The sequence below is a fragment of the Gordonia sp. 'Campus' genome (genome assembly GCF_022206305.1).
GTDB lineage: Bacteria > Actinomycetota > Actinomycetes > Mycobacteriales > Mycobacteriaceae > Gordonia.
Genome location: NZ_JAKOIW010000004.1, coordinates 1 through 17,310, shown reverse-complemented (window position 1 = coordinate 17,310; position 17,310 = coordinate 1). Strand labels below are relative to the sequence as shown.

Genomic DNA, 17,310 nt, shown 5'->3' with positions numbered 1-17,310 from the left:
ATGCCCGGGGCGCAACGCACTCGGCGCCCCCCAACCCTAGCGGCAGGCCCGAACGGGCGGGGAGGGTCGCGCCAACCAGCGACTACGATGGTGCACGAGTGCGGCGACGACGCGGACCGAGGGGGTTGCGCGGTCGCGTGAGAGGAGTAATCACCGATGGGACGAGTCACCGGTTCCTGGCTGTCGGGACCACAGATCGGTCCCGCCGACGGCGTCGAGAACGATCATCGGGGGCAAGACCTCGGCCTCCCGGCGAGCGGCCCCGGGTCGCTGGCCACCGGATGGCCGCGCGTCGCCGGTCTGCTCGTCGACTGGTTGATCGCCGGCGGGCTGGCGATGCTGTTCGTCGGCTTCGGCTCTCCCCACCTGGGCACGACCCAGCTGGGCACCTGGTTCGTCATCGGCATCTTCGCGGTGACCCTGTTCGGGTTCACCCCCGGTCAGCTGGTCATCGGGATGCGGGTCGCGCGGGTGGACTTCGGAGCCGACCGCAACACCGCCGAGGCCACCGGTAAGGAGAGCCCGGCCGCGGTCGGGATCGTGCGTGCGTTCTTCCGCCAACTGCTGATGGTCTTCCTGGTCCCGGCTCTCATCAACGACTACAACGGTCGTGCACTCCACGATCGGGCAACCGGCACGGCGCTCGTCCGTACCCGCTGACGGCAGCCGATCCGGCGCATACGCCACCCGTCGACAAAGCCCACCACCGACATCGGTGGTGGGCTTGGTCGTAGGTCATGGCCCGTCGAAGGGGTGCACGGTCGACGGGATTCGGTGCACGGTCGACGGGATTCGGTGCACGGTCGACGGGATTCGGTGCACGGTCGACGGGATCTGGCGCACGGTCGACGGGATTCGGTGCACGGTCGACGGGAGTCGGGGGACCGCCGTCAGCCGCGGCGGCGCGCGGTGCGCTGCATGCTGCGCATCTTGGCGTTGCCGGGGAGCGGCCCCTTCGGCATACCGGGGCCGGGGGCCTTGCTGCCGAGTGCGGCGAGACGACCCTCGAGGGTCTCCATGCGCTTGCGGTCGATGTTGCTGGGCAGCTTGTTGAGGTGACGTTCCAGCTTCGACAGCGGGACCTGACCGTCGTCGTTGCCGACGATGATCTCGTAGATCGGGGTGTCGCCGACGACACGGGCGACCTTCTTCTTCTCCTGGCCGAGCAACGTCTTGATGCGGGTCGGTGAGCCCTCGCCCACCAGGATGACGCCCGGCTTGCCGATGACCCGATGGACGGCGTCGAGATGCGACGTCCCGGCCACGGCCTGCTTGACCCGCCACTGTCCGCGCATGTTCCCCAGAGCCCAGCCGGCAGCTCCTGGTTGACCCTCGGCCTTGGTGTAGACGTTCTTCTGCACCCGGCGACCGAACAGGATGAACGCGCCCAGGATTCCGAGCACGACGCCCAGCGGGATCAGCAGCCACGGCGAGCCCAGGACGAACCCGAGCGCGGTGAACACCGCGATCGACAGAACGATCACACCCGCCATGTACGGGATGAGTCGCTTGTCTTCCTTGCGCTGCATCTGGAAGGCCTGCCACAGCTGTTGGCGCCGTTCCTTCGATGCGGCCTTGCGGGCCTTCTTCTTCTCGGCCTTAGCCTCTTTGCTCACCTGCGCCTTTGCCATGAGCCCAGTTTACGTCCGCGCGCCGAGGAGTCAGCGGGCGAGGCGTGCCATCAGGCTGGAGGCTTCCTGGCTGGCCGATCCCTCGGCTGCCAGGTGGGCGAGCGCCGGCGAGATCTCGCGGCCGTGGTGGGCCATCGCCTGCGCGTACAGCCGGCCGGCGCGGTACGACGAACGCACCAGCGGGCCGGCCATGACGCCGGCGAAACCGACCTCTTGCGCGAACTCCGAGTGGTCGACGAACTCCTCGGGCTTGACCCAGCGCTCGACCGGATGGTGTCGCGGCGAGGGGCGCAGGTACTGCGTGATCGTGAGGATGTCGCACCCGGCCTCGTGCAGATCGACGATGGCCGACTGCACCTCCTGCGGGGTCTCGCCCATGCCGAGGATCAGGTTCGACTTGGTCACGAGGCCGAAATCGCGTGCGGCGGTGATGACGTCGAGCGACCGCTCGTAGCGGAATGCCGGACGGATGCGCTTGAAGATGCGGGGAACCGTCTCGAGGTTGTGCGCGAGCACCTCGGGGCGGGCGTCGAAGACCTCGGCCAGCAGATCGGGCTTGGCATGGAAGTCGGGGATGAGGTTCTCCACGCCGGTGCCGGGGTTGAGACGGTGGATCGCGCGGACCGTCTCCGCATACAGCCAGGCGCCCTCGTCGGGCAGGTCGTCACGGGCGACACCGGTGATGGTGGAGTAACGCAGACCCATCGCCTGGACGCTCTCGGCCACACGACGGGGCTCGTCGCGGTCGAGTGCCGACGGCTTGCCGGTGTCGATCTGGCAGAAGTCACAGCGACGGGTGCACTGCTCACCGCCGATGAGGAAGGTCGCCTCGCGGTCTTCCCAGCACTCGTAGATGTTGGGGCACCCGGCTTCTTCGCAGACGGTGTGCAGACCCTCGCGCTTGACCAGTCCCTTGAGTTCGGTGAACTCCGGTCCCATCGTCGCGCGGGTGCGAATCCACTCCGGCTTGCGCTCGATGGGGGTCTGGGCATTGCGCACTTCGAGGCGCAACAGTTTGCGGCCCTCGGGGGCCGGGGTGGGGGTCTGAGGTGCGGATGCCGGTGTCGAGGGTGTGACATCGGTGGCACCGGGTCCGGGGGTGAGGGGGGACGCGGTCACTGTATCGATCCTACGCTCGCTGAGGTGTGGTCATGGAGAGACGCCGGTGCGGCGTCGAGTGTGCGGTCGAGGGCGGCGAGAACGGCCTGCGCGACCGATTCCCGCACGTCGGCCACCGGGATCGCCCGGCCGAGTTCCCGAGCCAGTGAGGTGACGCCGGCGTCGGGGATGCCGCACGGGACGATCGCGTCGAACGCCGACATGTCGGGGTCGACGTTGAGGGCGAAGCCGTGCAGCGCCACCCCGCGCGCCACGCGGATGCCGATCTGGCCGAGCTTGCGTTCTCCGGCGTCGTCGCGAATCCAGACACCTGACCGTCCTTCGACGCGACCGGTCCGGACACCGAGCTCCGCGCACACGGCGATGAGCGCGGCTTCCAGCCTGCGGACGTACTCGACGACGTCGAGCGGCTCGGCGAGCTTGACGATCGGATATCCGACGAGCTGCCCCGGGCCGTGCCAGGTGATGCGGCCGCCGCGGTCGACGTCGATCACCGGCGCGCCGTTGGTCGGCCGGTCAGCATCCTCGGTGCGCTTGCCCGCCGTGTACGTGGACGGGTGTTCGAGAAGAAGCAGCGCGTCGTGGTCCAGGGTGCCGTCGGCCCGTTCGGCGGCCAGGCCGTGCTGCATGTCGTAGGCGGCCCGGTAGTCGACGATGCCGAGATCGCGGATCTCGACCGGCTCGGACGAGGCGCGAATCCGATGCCCGGGGGTCATGAACGGCCGGACCCGGTCGCGTAGGCCAGGGCCTCGTCGATGCCGGGATGGGTGAAGGTGAATCCGTGATCGGTCAGCACCTGAGGTGCAACGCGTTGACTGGACAGAATCATTTCCTCGGCCATCTCACCGCCCACCCGGCGGGCAGCGAAGGCCGGCACCTGCAGCACCGTCGGACGGTGCACCGCGCGGCCCAGGGCGGACGCGAACTCGCCGAACGGCACGGCGCCCGGCGAACTCAGGTTCACCGGCCCGGACACGTCGGCGTCGAGCAGGAACTCGATGGCCCGCACCTCGTCGATGAGGCTGATCCAGGAGAAGTACTGCTTGCCGTCGCCGATGGGCCCGCCGAGACCGAGCTTGAACAGCGGCCGGAGCTTGCCCAGCAGGCCGCCCTGTGCACTCAGGACGGGAGCGGTGCGCAGCAGGACGAGACGGGTGCCGTCTCCCACGTTGGCGGTTGCCGCGCGCTCCCAGTCCACGACCAGGTCGGCGAGGAAACCCTCGCCCGGGCCGTCGGACTCCGTCGCCGGCCGTGAACCGGTGTCGCCGTAGTAGCCGGTCGCACTCGCACTGATGAACGTCGGGATGCCGAGATCGCGTACCGCTTCGGCGAGCACCTCGGTGGGCGCGATCCGGGAGTCGCGTAGCTCCTGTTTGAACCTGCCCGTCCAGCGACCGTTGCCCACGCCGACGCCGCCCAGCGACACCACTGCGTCGACCCCGGCGAGACTCTCGGGAGGGACGCCGATGGTCTCGGGGTCCCAGCTGAACTCGTCGTCGGCGTGCGCTTCGCGGCGGACCAGACGTGTGACGGTGTGGCCCGCCGCGCGCAGCGAGTTGACGAGAGCGTTGCCGATGAGGCCTTGCGAACCTGCGACGGCGATACGCATCGGGAGTCCTTCGTGCCGGGTTCCGACGAATCCGGGCTAGAGGCCCAGGTCCGCGGCGAAAGCGGCCTCTTCGAGACGCTTCTTCACCGTGGTGAGGAAGCGGCCGGCGTCGGCGCCGTCGATGAGGCGGTGATCGTAGGTCAGCGGCAGGTACGACATCGACCGCACCGCGATCGACTCCGAGCCGTCCTCACCGGTGATGACGACCGGACGCTTGACGATGGCACCGGTACCGAGCATGGCCGCCTGCGGCGGAACCAGGATCGGGGTGTCGAACAGCGCGCCCTGGCTGCCGATGTTGGTGATGGTGAAGGTGCCGCCGGCGAGCTCGTCGGGCTTCAGGCCGTTGGACCGCGCACGCGAGGCGATGTCGGCGATGGCCCGGGCGAGACCGGCGATCGACAGGTCGTCCGCGTTGTGGATGACCGGCGACAGCAGTCCCTGCGGGGTGTCGACGGCGATCCCCAGATGCACCTTGTCGTAGTAGGTGATCTCCTTCTTGTCCTCGTCGATCGACGCGTTGACGTTCGGGTGCGCCTTCAGCGCCTCGACGACGGCCTTCGCGATGAACGGCAGGAACGTGAGGTTGACGCCCTCGGAGGCCTTGAAGCTCTCCTTGGCCGCCTTGCGCAGACCGGCGATGCGGGTCATGTCGACCTCGAAGACCTGTGTCAGCTGGGCGCTCTGCTGCAGGGACTCGCGGGTCTTCTTCGCCGTGATCTGCCGGATACGGTTGATCTTCTGGGTGGTGCCGCGCAGCTCGGCGAGCTCGGGACGGATCTCCGGCGACGCGGACTTCCCGGCCGATGCCGCGGGAGCCGACGGAGCAGCAGCCGCGGGCTTCTGCTCGGGAGCGGGGGCCTTGGCCTCCTCGGCCGCGGCGAGCACGTCCTGCTTGCGAATCCGGCCACCGACACCGGTGCCCTTGATCGCGTTCAGATCGATGTTGTTCTCCGCGGCCAGCTTGCGCACCAGCGGGGTGACGTACGGAGTCGACTCGACGGTCGGCGGGTCGGACTTGTCGGCGACCTTGGCCTTGGGCTCGGGCTTCTGCTCCTCCTCGGGGGCAGGCGCCTGCTCGGGCTCGGGCTTGCGTTCCGGCTCCGACTTCTGCTCGGGTTCCGACTTCTGCTCGGGTTCCGGCTCGGGTTCGGGCTCCGGCTCCTTCTTCGACGGTGCGGCGGAGGCGTCGCCGATGACGGCCAGCTTGCCGCCGACCTCGATGACGTCGTCCTCCTGCGCGAGGATCTCGAGCAGGGTGCCCGCGACGGGCGACGGGATCTCGGTGTCGACCTTGTCGGTCGAGACCTCGAGAAGCGGTTCGTCGGCGGCGACCTCGTCGCCGACCGCCTTCAGCCAGTTGGTCACGGTGCCCTCGGTGACGGATTCACCGAGCTCGGGCATGAGCACGTCGGTGCCCTCTGCGGAACCGGATCCTGTGTCGGCCGTGGGCTTCTCGGCGGGCGCGTCCTCGTCGGTGGAGGGCTCCTCGGCCGCCTGCTCGGGCTCGGGTTCGGGGGCGGCCTCGGTGGGCTCGTCGCCGCCGGCGGAATCCTTGTCGGAGTCGTCGGAGCCGGAGTCGTCGGAGCCGGAGTCGTCGGAACCGGAGTCGGCCTCGTCGGCGTCGCCGATCAGGGCGAGGTCGCCGCCGACCTCGACGACGTCGTCCTCCTGCGCGATGATCTTGGTCAGCACCCCCGATGTCGGGGCGGGGATCTCGGTGTCCACCTTGTCGGTCGACACCTCGAGCAAGGGCTCGTCGGCCTCGACGGTGTCGCCCTCCTCCTTCAGCCACCGGGTGACTGTCCCCTCGGTGACACTTTCACCAAGGGCGGGCATCTGGACGGAGAAGGCCATCGTTGTGAACTCCTGAACTCGACGTGGTGGTCTGTAGGTGATGCCCAGTGGTGTGTGCGCCGCGGGCACGGGGTCGGGGGACGGTGAGGAACCGCGCGAATGAGAGGCGGGTCAGCCGCTCATCCCCGCGGCCAACCCTACCCGCACCGCACGACGCCGACTCGATTCGGCTCGTACTCGTGGGTAACGATTCTCATGCGGGGTCGGGGTGATCATGCGGTCGCTGTCCGAGACCTGTTGTCAGCCGTTCGCGGCGATGTCCTCGAGCACCGCCGCGATGGTCCGGACGGGCACTCCCGTACCGCCTTTGGTGGTGTAGCCCCACGGGCCGCCCGTGTTGAAGGCCGGCCCGGCGATGTCGATGTGTGCCCACTGGACGTCCTCGGGCACGAACTCCTTCAGGAAGATGCCTGCGGCGAGCATCCCGCCCCAACGGTGGGGAGTCACGTTGGCGAGGTCGGCGACGCGCGACTTGAGATCGGCACGCAGTTCGGCGGGCAGCGGCATGGCCCAGGCGTTCTCACCGACGTCGGCCGAGCGGGCGGCGACGCGGTCGCGGAACTCGTCGGTGCCCATGACCCCCGGGGTCCGGGTGCCGAGTGCCACCATCTGCGCGCCGGTCAGGGTTGCGGTGTCGATGAGGTAGTCCGGGTCGTCCTCGCAGGCCCGCACGATCGCGTCGGCGAGGATGAGGCGCCCCTCGGCGTCGGTGTTGAGGACCTCGACCGTGCGTCCGCCGTACTGGGTCAGCACGTCGCCGGGGCGCTGGGCGGTCGAGGACGGCATGTTCTCGGCCATCGGCACGGTCGCGGTGACCGAGACATCGATGTCGAGTCGGGCGGCCAGGATGGTCGCCGCGATGACGGCTGCCGCGCCGCCCATGTCCGAGGTCATGGCATCCATGTTCGCGGCCGGCTTGATCGAGATGCCGCCGGTGTCGAAGGTGATGCCCTTGCCGACCAGGGCGACCTTCTTGGTCGACTTCTTGGCGGTGTGGGACAGCCGGACGAGACGCGGCAGGCGCGACGAGCCCTTGCCGACGCCGATGATGCCGCCGTAACCCTGTGCGGCGAGCTGGGTGTCGTCGAGGATCTCGACCTTGAGGCCCGCCTTGCTGCCCAGGGTGCGGGCGCGTGCCGCGAACTCCTCGGGGTAGAGGTGGCTGGGCGGGGTGTTGACGAAGTCGCGGGCGATGGCCACCGAGTCGGCGACCGCGATCGCGCGCTCCAGGGCGGCCCTGGCCTCCTTGGACTTCGATTCGACCAGCAGTGTGATGTGTTGCGGCGGAGTCTTCTTGGGACGCGACTTCTCCGACCGGAACTCGTCGAACCGGTACGCGCCGAGGAACAGGCCCTCCGCGGCGGCGATGAGGTCGACCGCGGAGAGGGTGGTCGCCACCGACTCCAAGCCGTCGAGTTCCCGGGCGACGATGCCCGCCGCCTGCCGGACCTGATCGGCGTCGTCGAGGTTGTCGGCGTCGCCGAGGCCGACCGCGACGACGACGTCGACGGGCAGCGTCTCGGGGGCCGCGGTGCGGGTGACCTCGCCGTGCGAGCCGGTTGCCCCGAGGGCTGTCAGCGCGGCGGTGATCGCGGCGGCCTGGGCGTCGTCCAGGATGCCGTCACCGATGGCGAGCGTGGGCTCGGCGGCGTCGTCGGCGCCCTCGGCGTCGGGTGACGACGCGCTGATCAGGCCGATGACCAGGGCGGAATCGTCCTTGCCGATCGAGGTGGACAGTTCGAGTTCGGGGCCGCGCACGCGGTCGACGGTGTCGTTCTTGCTCACCCGGACAACTCTGCCACAGCGGCGGCGATGCCGACTCGCGACGCACGAAGCCGTCCGCGTACGTTGCCCGTCGGTCCGCGCGTGTCCGGGCGTGGTCCCGACCCGCGGCACCGGGGCGGCCCGATAGCGTGGACGTCATGACCGAACTCCTCGCCGGGCCCATCGCCGACCGTCATGCCGCACTGGGTGCGACCTTTGCCGAGTTCGGCGGTTGGAACATGCCGGTGTCCTACTCGGGCACCGTCGCCGAGCATGCCGCCGTGCGGGAGGCGGTCGGCATCTTCGACGTCAGTCACCTCGGCAAGGCGCTCGTGTCCGGTCCCGGCGCGGCGGCCTTCGTCAACTCGACACTGACCAACGACCTGGGCAAGATCGCCCCAGGTAAAGCGCAGTACACGTTGTGCTGCAACGACTCCGGTGGTGTCATCGACGATCTCATCGCCTACCTCGTGAGCGACGACGAAGTGTTCCTGGTGCCCAATGCGGCCAACACCGCCGCTGTCGTACAGAAGATGAGTGCCATTGCGCCAGAAGGAATCTCCGTCGTCGACCGGCATCGCGACCTGGCAGTGCTGGCCGTCCAGGGGCCGAAGTCGCCGGAGATCCTCGCCGGACTGGGGCTGCCCGCCGACATCGAGTACATGGCGTTCGCCGACGCCGAGCTGACGACCGCCGCGGGCGTGGCGCCGGTGCGGGTCTGCCGCACGGGGTACACCGGCGAACGGGGTTACGAGATCCTGCCGCGCTGGACCGATGCCGGAGCGGTCTTCGACGTTCTCCTGGAGTCGATCACCGAGGCCGGCGGCCTCCCAGCGGGACTGGGTGCACGCGACACCCTCCGTACCGAGATGGGATACGCGCTGCACGGACACGAACTCGGTCCGGACATCTCGCCGGTGCAGGCTCGCTCGAGCTGGGCGGTCGGCTGGGAGAAGCCGTCGTTCTTCGGTCGCGACGCGCTGCTCGCCGAGAAGGAGGCCGGACCCGCCCGCCGGTTGTACGGGTTGCGGGCGACCGGCCGTGGGGTCCCGCGCGCCGGATGCGCGGTTCGGCTCGCGGGAGACCCCGAGGGCGCCGGGCAGATCGGAACCTGCACCTCCGGAACGTTCTCGCCGACGCTGAAGCAGGGCATCGCACTGGCTCTCCTGGACACCGCGTCCGGAGTGCGCAAGGGCGACGAGGTGGTCGTCGACGTCCGTGGCCGGGACCTGCTCTGCGAGGTCGTCATCCCGCCGTTCGTGCCCTCGCACGTGTGACCAGGGCGCACCCGCGGGGCGCTCGAGTACGCCGTCGGCCCGGCTGACGGGGTGCGGTAATGCTTTTGCGGCCAGCGGTACGATGACGCCATGACCTTGGAGTTCAACCGTACCGAGCACCCGCACCCGGTGTCTGAGGGCCGGCGCGCGGAGATCTTGTCCGCCCCCGGATTCGGACGTCATTTCACCGACAACATGGTGATGATCGACTACGGCGCCGAGGTGGGCTGGCACAACGCCAAGGTCAAGCCGTACGGTCCGATCGCGCTGGATCCGGCGGCCACGGTCCTGCACTACGGCCAGGAGGTCTTCGAAGGCCTCAAGGCCTATCGTCAGCCCGACGGTTCGATCGCCGCCTTCCGCCCGGAGGCCAACGCCGAACGACTGCAGCGCAGCGCCGAACGCCTCGCGATGCCGGCCCTGCCCGTCGAGGATTTCCTCGCGTCGCTCGAGGCGCTCCTCGCCGCGGACAACGAGTGGGTTCCCGCCGCCGGTGGCGAGGAGTCGCTCTACCTGCGTCCGTTCATGTTCGCCTCACAGGCCAGTCTCGGCGTGAACGCGCCGTCGACCCAGTACATCTACGCCGTCATCGCCTCCCCGGCCGGGGCCTACTTCGCCGGCGGCATCAAGCCGGTGAGTGTCTGGCTGTCCACCGAATACGTGCGTGCCGCTCCCGGCGGTACCGGCTTCGCGAAATGCGGCGGCAACTACGCCGCCGCCTTCCTGGCGCAGCGCCAAGCCACCGAGCAGGGTTGTGACCAGGTCGTCTGGCTCGACGCCGTGGAGCGCCGCTACATCGAAGAGATGGGCGGCATGAACCTGTTCTTCGTGTTCGGCTCCGGTGCCGACGCGCGTCTGGTGACCCCCGAACTCTCGGGCTCACTCCTCCCCGGTATCACCCGTTCGTCTCTGCTCACCCTGGCCACCGATGCCGGGTTCGAGGTCGAGGAACGCAAGATCACCACCGAGGAGCTGCGCAAGGGTGTGGCCTCCGGCGACATCACCGAGGTCTTCGCGTGCGGCACCGCCGCCGTGATCACCCCCGTCGGCCGGGTCAAGGGCGAGGGTGGCGAGGACTACACCATCAACAACGGAGAGACCGGCGAGGTCACGCAGGCGTTGCGAGACACCCTGACGGGCATCCAGCGTGGAACGTTCGCCGACACCCACGGGTGGATGACGGAGCTCTACCGCCGCTGAGGCCTACCGGCGGCCCCGCCTCGCGGCCGGGCCGCCGGGTCAGAGCAGCAGACCGACGAGGGCGATCGCGACGCCGAGTTCGATCGTCCCACCCAGGACGTCGCCGGTCACCCCACCCATCCGCCGCGCGCAGTGACGGGTGAACAACCACGCGAACCCGGCGACCACGACGACGACCCCCGCACCCTGCACGACCGGCACGGGATCGAAACCGGTGCCACCCAACCCGAGTGGCGCCGTTGCCAGCAGTGCGATGCCACACCACACGGCGATCGAGACGTGCTGGGTTCCGGCGACCAGCGCGCCGAAACCGTCGGGGTGGGCCGGCGTCAGTGCGCGGCGCGTGGCGATGACCGCCCCGAGTCGCCCGACGGCGATGGCGAATGCGACGGCGTACCAACGATTCTCGTCGGTGAGTCCGGCAAAGCCGGTCGCCTGGACAGCCAGGGTGAGCAGCAGTGTCGCCACCCCGAACGGCCCGACCGTCCCGCTGCGCATCACCTCGGTGACCCGTTCCGGCGGGCCGTAGCAGCCCAGACCGTCGGCTGTGTCGGCGAGGCCGTCGAGGTGCATTCCCCGCGTGAGCGCGGCGAGCGCGGCGACGAGCAGGACACCGATGAGCGCCACCGGCAATCCGGTGTGCGACAGTCCGAATGCCAGGCCGGCGGCAACGGCGCCGAGGGCCGCGCCGATCGCGGGCACCGAGGCCATCACAGCGCCGCCGAGTGCGCGGTCAGGTGCGGTGTCCACATGCCGCTCGGCGACGGGGACCACCGTCAGCCAGGTGACTGCGGTTCGGACCGCACGTCCCGGTGAGATCATCGACACACGCTGCGGGTCAGGACTTTCCGGCCTCGACGGTCTCGGCGACCGCGGCGTCCGACGCCGTCTTGTCGCTCACACCTGCCTCGTCGAACGTCGCCATCGAGAACAGCAGATCGGTGGCGGACTGCACGATGGGAAGCGCGAGCACCGCGCCGCTGCCCTCGCCGAGGCGCATCGAGAGGTCGAGGACGGGTTCGAGATCGAGGTGTTCGAGCGCGATCTGGTGGGCGGGCTCGACCGACCGGTGACCGGCGATCCACCACCGCATCGCGCCGGGCGCGAGTTCGTTGGCGACCATGGCGGCCGCGGTGACCACGACACCGTCGAGGATGACCGGTGTCCGACGCAACGCGGCCTGGGCCAGGAACCCCGCTGTCGCGGTGAGGTCGGCTCCGCCGACGGCAGCCAGCAGCGCCAGCGGATCGTGAACGACCTTGCGTGCGCGGCGCATTCCGTCGCGGATGGCCGCCGTCTTGCGCATCCAGCCCGTGTCGTCGATCCCGGTGCCGCGGCCCACGATCTCGACCGGCTCGCGACGGGTGAGCGCACCCACGAGCACGGTCGCCGGTGTGGTGTTGCCGATGCCCATGTCACCCGCGATGAGAAGACCGGTGCCCGAGTCGACGAGTTCGTCGGCGATCGCGCGGCCCGCGGCGAGGGCCATGCGCGCCTGTTCGAGTGAGATGGCGTCGGAGGTGCGCAGGTCGTCGCTGCTGCGGCGGACCTTGTACCGCGACACATGGGGGTCGGTGTCGGCGTCGACGGACATGTCGACGACCTGGACCGTTGCGCCGGCACGTTCGGCGAGGACGTTCACCGCCGCGCCACCGGCCGCGATGTTCGCGACCATCTGCGCGGTCACCTCGGGTGGGAACGCCGACACCCCGCCGCCGGCGACACCGTGATCGCCGGCGAACACGACGACGGTGGGGGAGGTGAGGGCGGTGGGCGGGCACTGGCCCTGGCACGCGGCTATCCACACCCCGATCTCCTCGACGCGGCCGAGCGAGCCCGGCGGCTTGGTGAGGATCGCCTGGCGTTCGCGGGCTGCCCGGGCGACGGCTTCGTCGGGCGGCGTGATGGGAGCGAAGACCTCGGCGTCGGTCGGGTCGGGACGGTCGTAGGACGTCGGGGAGGCAGCGTCGGTGCGCGCCGCCCCGGTCTGGCCGGCGGCAGTCGCGCTCGCGTCGAGATCGGTGGCGTCGACCGTCGGGGCCGGTGTCGGAACCGGAGCGACGGTCGGAGACGGTGACCGCCCATGGCCCGGCTCTGCGTCGCGGTCCGATCCTCGGGGGCTCGCGGTGTCGCCGGGCCGCGGAAGGTCGAGAACCCGTCCGGCGACGACGAGCTGGACTCGATCGCACGCGTCGGCGACCCGGGTGTTGAGGGTGCCCAGGAGGTCCTGGAAGATGCGGCCGGCAGGGGTCGGTGGAACGAGACTCAGCCCCACCTCGGGACTGATCAGCACCACATCGGCGGCCATCGCGGCGAGGGCATCACACAGGTCGGTGATCTGGTCCTCGAGGTCGATCGCGACGTCCGTAGTCCACCCGTGGACGGCGTCGATCTGCGCGGTGAGCCAGCTGCCCAGATCGTCGACGAGAGCCGGGATGTCTGGTGCCGCCCGCAACGCCTGACCAAGATCGGTGGTCTCGATCGTGGTGTACCGGTCGTCGCGGCGCTCGCGGTGGGTGCGGACCCGCTCCATCCACTCGCCGTCTGAAGAGGTGAGGGGGCCCGTGGCCAGGTAGCGGATCTGGCGGTGGTCGCCGAGCAGCGATTCGCCGTGCGCCGACTTACCCGAACGCACACCGCCCAGGACCAGGGTGCGCATCGCGCGATCGGTCATCGATCAGACTTCGTCGCCGTGGGTGACCATCGGCTTGGGTGCCCGCATCTTGCGCAGCTGCATGGCGCGGGTGAAGGCGTACCAGCCCAGCTTGAAGCCGCCGTCTCCGGATTCGGGGAAGCGTTCGGCGACACGGCGGTTCACCATGCGGCCCAGGATGACGCCGTCGATGGCCATCAGGACGACGAAGGCGACCAGGATCAGGTTGGTCAGCGCCGCCGCCTGCGGCACGAGGAACATCAGCACGATCAGCAGGATGGCGAACGGCATGAACAGCCCGGCGAAGTTGCGTCGGGCGTCGACGATGTCACGCACATAACGACGCGCGGGACCCTTGTCGCGCGGCATGAGATAGGCCTCGTCGCCGGCCATCATCCGCTCGCGCTGTTGGAGTCGCTTCTCCCGGCGCTCCGCGGAGAGCGCACGCTTTTCCTCTTTGGTGAGCGTGGACTTCAATTCCTTCTTGCGGGCCCGCGCCTCGGACCGGTTCGTCGGGGGAGGTGCGACGGGCCCGCGACGCTTGTTCTCGGCCTGACGCCGGGACGGCGTCGGGCGGCCCTTGCCCGGGGTGTACTTGCTGCCCTTGGTGGTCGTCGCGACGTCGGCGCCGGACTCGTCGGCGGTGTAGGTGGACACCGGGCTCTCGCCGGATTCCGCCTCCGTGTCGTCCTTCTTCCATGGCAGCTTCACGCCTGTAGAGCCTAGGTGATCGACGTCGCGGGGCAAACGCGTGGTGGTCGCTTTCCGGGCACCGACGGCGGCGTTCGTCGCGCTGCCCGGTCACGCGACCGTCCCTATACTTCGTGCTCGAGACTTCGTCTTCGAGGCCGGGACCCGGGTCCGTGCGCCACGACCGGGCCGGCCGAGCCGGTGGGAGGAACCCGAATGCGCGTCCTGATCGCACCGGATTCGTTCGGCGACACGATGTCCGCGGTCGTCGCCGCGCGTGCCATCGAGGCCGGATGGCTCGCCGCGAGGCCGTCGGACAACGTCGTCGTCGCACCGCAGTCCGACGGCGGGCCGGGTTTCGTGGACGTGCTCGCATCACGACTCGGCACCCGACGACCGGAGTTCGTCCACGGTCCGCTCGGCGCCGGGATCCCGGCGAACTGGCTCCTCGACGACGCGGCGTCGACCGCCTACGTCGAATGCGCCCAGGCGTGCGGCCTGCACCAACTCGGCGGTGCTCCCACCCCCCGTACCGCGATGCGGGCGGACACGTCCGGGGTCGGGGAACTCCTCGACGCGGCGCTGCGGCACCCGGTGGCCAGGATCGTCGTCGGACTCGGCGGCAGTGCCACCACCGACGGCGGCGCGGGTCTGGTCGAGGCGCTCGGCGGCGGTGAGCGCGCACGCGAGCGACTCCGCGGGGTGGAACTGATCGTGGCGTCCGACGTGGAGAATCCGCTGCTCGGGCCGACAGGAGCAGCTGCCGTCTTCGGTCCGCAGAAGGGGGCCGACCCCGACACCGTCGAGGCGCTGGAGCGGCGCCTCGCCGAGTGGTCGACGACGCTCAACGCGCTCGCGGGGCGCGATGTGACGGGCGAGCCGGGCGCCGGGGCGGCCGGCGGACTCGGCGCGGCACTGCTCGCCCTCGGCGGCAGGCGCGTGTCCGGAGCCTCGGTGGTCGCCGAGGCCACCGGCCTCGAGGAAGAGGTCACCGCCGCCGACGTGGTCGTCACCGGCGAGGGCAGATTCGACGCCCAGACACTGCGCGGAAAAGTCGTGTCCGCGCTACACCGGCGGGCTTCGACGCTGGGCGCACGTGGTGCCGGGGCGTCGACGCTGGTGCTCGCGGGCCAGGTGACGCTCAGCGATGCCGAGATCGAGGCCGCGGGCATCGCCGGGGCGCACTCGATCGTCGACGTCGCGGGTTCGGTCGAGGTGGCCATGAACGATGCCGAGAACCAGCTCACCGCACTTGCGCGCAGAGTCGCGGCGGACTTGCGGCCCAGGTGAGCGTGCGCGGGCCGGGGCATCGTCCGTCGATGGCTCCCGACGGCCCATCCCGCGGCTGCGACAGGTCGGGAAAACGCTGGTGCTACTCGACGGGAATAGCACGGGGAGGAGTACGGTTGTACGCACGGGCACAACCGGTCGACCTCTCGGCGAGCGGGGTGAATCCCGACTGCGGGCGGGGTGCCGACCCCGCGACGACATCGGGCCACATCCCACCGGGACCACACCACCTACAGGAGCATCCATGACCGTGCAGAACGAAACGGGCACAGCCACGAGCACCGGCGTCATCCTCAGCGATGCCGCCGCATCGAAGGCCAAAGCGCTGCTCGACCAGGAAGGTCGCGACGACCTGGCGCTGCGCATCGCCGTACAGCCGGGAGGCTGCGCCGGCCTGCGCTACCAGCTCTTCTTCGACGACCGCACCCTCGACGGCGACATCACCAGCGACTTCGGCGGCGTGACCCTGGCGGTCGACCGCATGAGCGCTCCCTACGTGCAGGGCGCCACCATCGACTTCGTCGACACCATCGAGAAGCAGGGTTTCACCATCGACAACCCGAACGCCACCGGCAGCTGCGCCTGCGGCGACTCGTTCAACTGACGCACCAGCCGCGTCGGACCGCTCGTCACACACCGGCCGCACCCTTTATGGGTGCGGCCGGTGTCGTGTTTCCGGCGAGTGGGTAGCGTGGACACCTGTCCGTGAACTGACCGGGTAACCACACGAAGGGCTGAGAACGCTAGTGGCAATCGTTGTATGCGGGTCCATTGCAACCGACCATCTGATGAAGTTCGCGGGCAAGTTCTCCGAGCAGATCCTCGGAGATCACCTCGAGCACATCTCGCTCAGCTTCCTCGTCGAAGATCTCGTCGTCCGCCGAGGCGGGGTCGGCGGAAACATCTGCTACGCGATGGGCCAGCTCGGCGGCAACCCCGTCCTGGTGGGGGCCGTCGGAGCCGATTTCCACGACTACCGCAAGTGGCTGGAGTCGAACGGGGTCGACTGCCGGGGCGTCCGCGTCTCGGAGAACCATCACACCGCCAGGTTCATGTGCACCACCGACGAGACGATGGCCCAGCTGGCCACCTTCTACGCCGGCGCCATGAGCGAGAGCCGCGACATCGAGCTCGCCCAGGTCATCGCCGAGGTCGGTGAGCCCGAGCTGGTGCTCATCGGGGCCGACGATCCGGACGGGATGATCCGGCACACCGAAGAGTGCCGGACCGCCGGAATCCCCTTCGCCGCCGATCCGTCGCAGCAGCTCGCGCGGCTGAACGGTGAGCAGGCTCGCACGCTGATCGACGGTGCCGACTATCTGTTCACCAACGAATACGAGTGGGGTCTGCTCCGCCAGAAGGCGGGCCTGTCCGAAGCCCAGGTCGCCGAGATGGTCGGCGTCCGCGTCACGACTCTCGGCAAGGACGGCGTCGAGATCGTCGACCGCGACGGCACCCGCATCCATGTGCCCGTCGTGCCCGAGACCGCCAAGGTCGACCCGACCGGGGTCGGCGACGGGTTCCGCGCGGGTTTCCTGTCGGCGCTGTCCAAGGGACTCGGTTTCGAGCGCGCCGCGCAGGTCGGTTCGATGGTCGCCGTGCTGGTGCTCGAGACCGTGTCCACCCAGGACTGGTCGTGGGACTCCGACTCCGCGCTCGCGCGCATCGAGGGCGCCTACGGGGCCCAGGCTGCAACAGAGATCAAGGCGGCGTTCGCCGACTGACGGCCCGTGGACCCGGGCAGGCCGGGTGGTGACGCGTCTGACGTTGCCACCCCGCACCCGGCGTGACACCGTGGAACGGAGCCCGCGATTGCGGGCCCCGGACGAGGGGTGCTGTACCCGGTGTGCGACAAGACGGCCCGTGGGAGGCCGTCATGTCATGGTTGATCTTGGTTCTGTCCGGTGTCTTCGAAGCCGTGTGGGCCACCGCTCTGGGTAGATCCGAGGGGTTCACGAAGCCCGGACCCACGTCGTTGTTCGTGGTGGCACTGGCCATCAGCATGGCGGGCCTGGCCTACGCGATGCGCGATCTGCCGGTGGGAACCGCCTACGCCGTGTGGGTCGGCATCGGCGCCGTGCTCACGGTCGTCTACGCCATGATCACCGGTGGTCAGCCGATATCGGTGCTCCGGGTGTTCTTCTTGCTGATGATCGTCGGCGGCGTGATCGGTCTCAAGCTCGCGAACTGAGCGACGTCCTCCGACCACACCCCCAAACC

At 69.6% G+C, this 17,310-nt stretch carries 16 protein-coding genes and 1 riboswitch; of the genes, 7 read left to right on the top strand and 9 right to left on the bottom strand.

From position 1 onward, the window contains the following. Positions 1 to 156: 156 nt before the first annotated feature. Positions 157 to 660 (top strand): RDD family protein, encoded by a 504-nt coding sequence (locus MAY35_RS05465; protein WP_238419839.1) that lies wholly within the window; start codon positions 157 to 159, stop codon positions 658 to 660. 230 nt (positions 661 to 890) lie between these two features. Here MAY35_RS05465 and MAY35_RS05455 read toward each other — a convergent pair whose 3' ends face one another. The 6 genes from MAY35_RS05455 to MAY35_RS05430 form a co-directional block, all read right to left on the bottom strand. Continuing rightward, positions 891 to 1,631 (bottom strand): DUF4191 domain-containing protein, encoded by a 741-nt coding sequence (locus MAY35_RS05455; protein ID WP_238419838.1) that lies wholly within the window; start codon positions 1,629 to 1,631, stop codon positions 891 to 893. A 30-nt stretch (positions 1,632 to 1,661) separates the two neighbouring features. Beyond that, positions 1,662 to 2,750, bottom strand: coding sequence for a lipoyl synthase (lipA, locus tag MAY35_RS05450; protein ID WP_238419837.1), 1,089 nt, complete (start codon positions 2,748 to 2,750; stop codon positions 1,662 to 1,664). Next, positions 2,747 to 3,466, bottom strand: coding sequence for a lipoyl(octanoyl) transferase LipB (lipB, locus tag MAY35_RS05445; RefSeq protein ID WP_238419836.1), 720 nt, complete (start codon positions 3,464 to 3,466; stop codon positions 2,747 to 2,749). The genes lipA and lipB overlap by 4 nt, the downstream gene beginning before the upstream one ends. Next, positions 3,463 to 4,359 (bottom strand): TIGR01777 family oxidoreductase, encoded by an 897-nt coding sequence (locus tag MAY35_RS05440; protein WP_238419835.1) that lies wholly within the window; start codon positions 4,357 to 4,359, stop codon positions 3,463 to 3,465. Before MAY35_RS05440 ends, lipB begins: the two co-directional genes overlap by 4 nt. 36 nt (positions 4,360 to 4,395) lie before the next feature. Next, on the bottom strand, positions 4,396 to 6,216 hold the full coding sequence (gene sucB, locus MAY35_RS05435) for a 2-oxoglutarate dehydrogenase, E2 component, dihydrolipoamide succinyltransferase (RefSeq protein ID WP_238419833.1): 1,821 nt from the start codon (positions 6,214 to 6,216) through the stop codon (positions 4,396 to 4,398). A 240-nt stretch (positions 6,217 to 6,456) separates the two neighbouring features. Further along, a complete protein-coding gene (locus MAY35_RS05430) occupies positions 6,457 to 8,001 on the bottom strand; it encodes a leucyl aminopeptidase (RefSeq protein ID WP_238419831.1) in 1,545 nt (514 codons plus the stop codon). Positions 8,002 to 8,138: 137 nt separating this feature from the next. Here MAY35_RS05430 and gcvT point away from each other — a divergent pair, with 137 nt between their 5' ends. Then, positions 8,139 to 9,257 (top strand): glycine cleavage system aminomethyltransferase GcvT, encoded by a 1,119-nt coding sequence (gene gcvT / locus MAY35_RS05425; RefSeq protein WP_238419830.1) that lies wholly within the window; start codon positions 8,139 to 8,141, stop codon positions 9,255 to 9,257. A 90-nt stretch (positions 9,258 to 9,347) separates the two neighbouring features. Further along, positions 9,348 to 10,457, top strand: coding sequence for a branched-chain amino acid aminotransferase (locus MAY35_RS05420; protein WP_238419829.1), 1,110 nt, complete (start codon positions 9,348 to 9,350; stop codon positions 10,455 to 10,457). A 39-nt stretch (positions 10,458 to 10,496) separates the two neighbouring features. On the opposite strand, the gene MAY35_RS05415 is transcribed toward MAY35_RS05420, so the two are convergent. From MAY35_RS05415 to MAY35_RS05405, 3 genes are read right to left on the bottom strand one after another with little or no spacing between them, the layout of a single operon-like run. Continuing rightward, entirely contained in the window at positions 10,497 to 11,279 is a 783-nt protein-coding gene (locus MAY35_RS05415; protein ID WP_238419828.1) for an adenosylcobinamide-GDP ribazoletransferase, read from the bottom strand. A 16-nt stretch (positions 11,280 to 11,295) separates the two neighbouring features. Then, the gene (gene cobT, locus MAY35_RS05410; RefSeq protein WP_238419827.1) at positions 11,296 to 13,131 is read right to left on the bottom strand and encodes a nicotinate-nucleotide--dimethylbenzimidazole phosphoribosyltransferase; all 1,836 of its coding nucleotides are present in this window, start codon (positions 13,129 to 13,131) and stop codon (positions 11,296 to 11,298) included. Positions 13,132 to 13,134: 3 nt separating this feature from the next. Further along, a complete protein-coding gene (locus MAY35_RS05405) occupies positions 13,135 to 13,821 on the bottom strand; it encodes a DUF3043 domain-containing protein (RefSeq protein ID WP_238419826.1) in 687 nt (228 codons plus the stop codon). A gap of 195 nt (positions 13,822 to 14,016) precedes the next feature. On the opposite strand from MAY35_RS05405, the gene MAY35_RS05400 reads away from it, so the two are divergent. The 4 genes from MAY35_RS05400 to MAY35_RS05385 all read left to right on the top strand — a co-directional run bounded on the left by MAY35_RS05400 (position 14,017) and on the right by MAY35_RS05385 (position 17,281). Further along, positions 14,017 to 15,090, top strand: a complete 1,074-nt coding sequence (locus MAY35_RS05400; RefSeq protein ID WP_238419825.1) for a glycerate kinase — start codon at positions 14,017 to 14,019, stop codon at positions 15,088 to 15,090. Positions 15,091 to 15,334: 244 nt separating this feature from the next. Continuing rightward, a complete protein-coding gene (locus MAY35_RS05395; RefSeq protein WP_238419824.1) occupies positions 15,335 to 15,694 on the top strand; it encodes an iron-sulfur cluster assembly accessory protein in 360 nt (119 codons plus the stop codon). 142 nt (positions 15,695 to 15,836) lie between these two features. Further along, a complete protein-coding gene (locus MAY35_RS05390) occupies positions 15,837 to 16,814 on the top strand; it encodes a carbohydrate kinase family protein (RefSeq protein WP_238419823.1) in 978 nt (325 codons plus the stop codon). 76 nt (positions 16,815 to 16,890) lie between these two features. After that, a riboswitch (guanidine-III (ykkC-III) riboswitch) is annotated at positions 16,891 to 16,956 on the top strand. 10 nt (positions 16,957 to 16,966) lie between these two features. After that, on the top strand, positions 16,967 to 17,281 hold the full coding sequence (locus MAY35_RS05385; protein WP_238419822.1) for a multidrug efflux SMR transporter: 315 nt from the start codon (positions 16,967 to 16,969) through the stop codon (positions 17,279 to 17,281). Positions 17,282 to 17,310 lie beyond the last annotated feature (29 nt).

Bases quoted from the DNA above. Each gene is read 5' to 3' on its own strand.
- MAY35_RS05465 (WP_238419839.1), top strand. From the start codon at position 157: ATGGGACGAGTCACCGGTTCCTGGCTGTCGGGACCACAGATCGGTCCC.
- MAY35_RS05455 (WP_238419838.1), bottom strand. From the start codon at position 1,631: ATGGCAAAGGCGCAGGTGAGCAAAGAGGCTAAGGCCGAGAAGAAGAAG.
- lipB (WP_238419836.1), bottom strand. From the start codon at position 3,466: ATGACCCCCGGGCATCGGATTCGCGCCTCGTCCGAGCCGGTCGAGATC.
- MAY35_RS05440 (WP_238419835.1), bottom strand. From the start codon at position 4,359: ATGCGTATCGCCGTCGCAGGTTCGCAAGGCCTCATCGGCAACGCTCTC.
- sucB (WP_238419833.1), bottom strand. From the start codon at position 6,216: ATGGCCTTCTCCGTCCAGATGCCCGCCCTTGGTGAAAGTGTCACCGAG.
- gcvT (WP_238419830.1), top strand. From the start codon at position 8,139: ATGACCGAACTCCTCGCCGGGCCCATCGCCGACCGTCATGCCGCACTG.
- MAY35_RS05420 (WP_238419829.1), top strand. From the start codon at position 9,348: ATGACCTTGGAGTTCAACCGTACCGAGCACCCGCACCCGGTGTCTGAG.
- MAY35_RS05415 (WP_238419828.1), bottom strand. From the start codon at position 11,279: ATGATCTCACCGGGACGTGCGGTCCGAACCGCAGTCACCTGGCTGACG.
- cobT (WP_238419827.1), bottom strand. From the start codon at position 13,131: ATGACCGATCGCGCGATGCGCACCCTGGTCCTGGGCGGTGTGCGTTCG.
- MAY35_RS05400 (WP_238419825.1), top strand. From the start codon at position 14,017: ATGCGCGTCCTGATCGCACCGGATTCGTTCGGCGACACGATGTCCGCG.
- MAY35_RS05395 (WP_238419824.1), top strand. From the start codon at position 15,335: ATGACCGTGCAGAACGAAACGGGCACAGCCACGAGCACCGGCGTCATC.
- MAY35_RS05385 (WP_238419822.1), top strand. From the start codon at position 16,967: ATGTCATGGTTGATCTTGGTTCTGTCCGGTGTCTTCGAAGCCGTGTGG.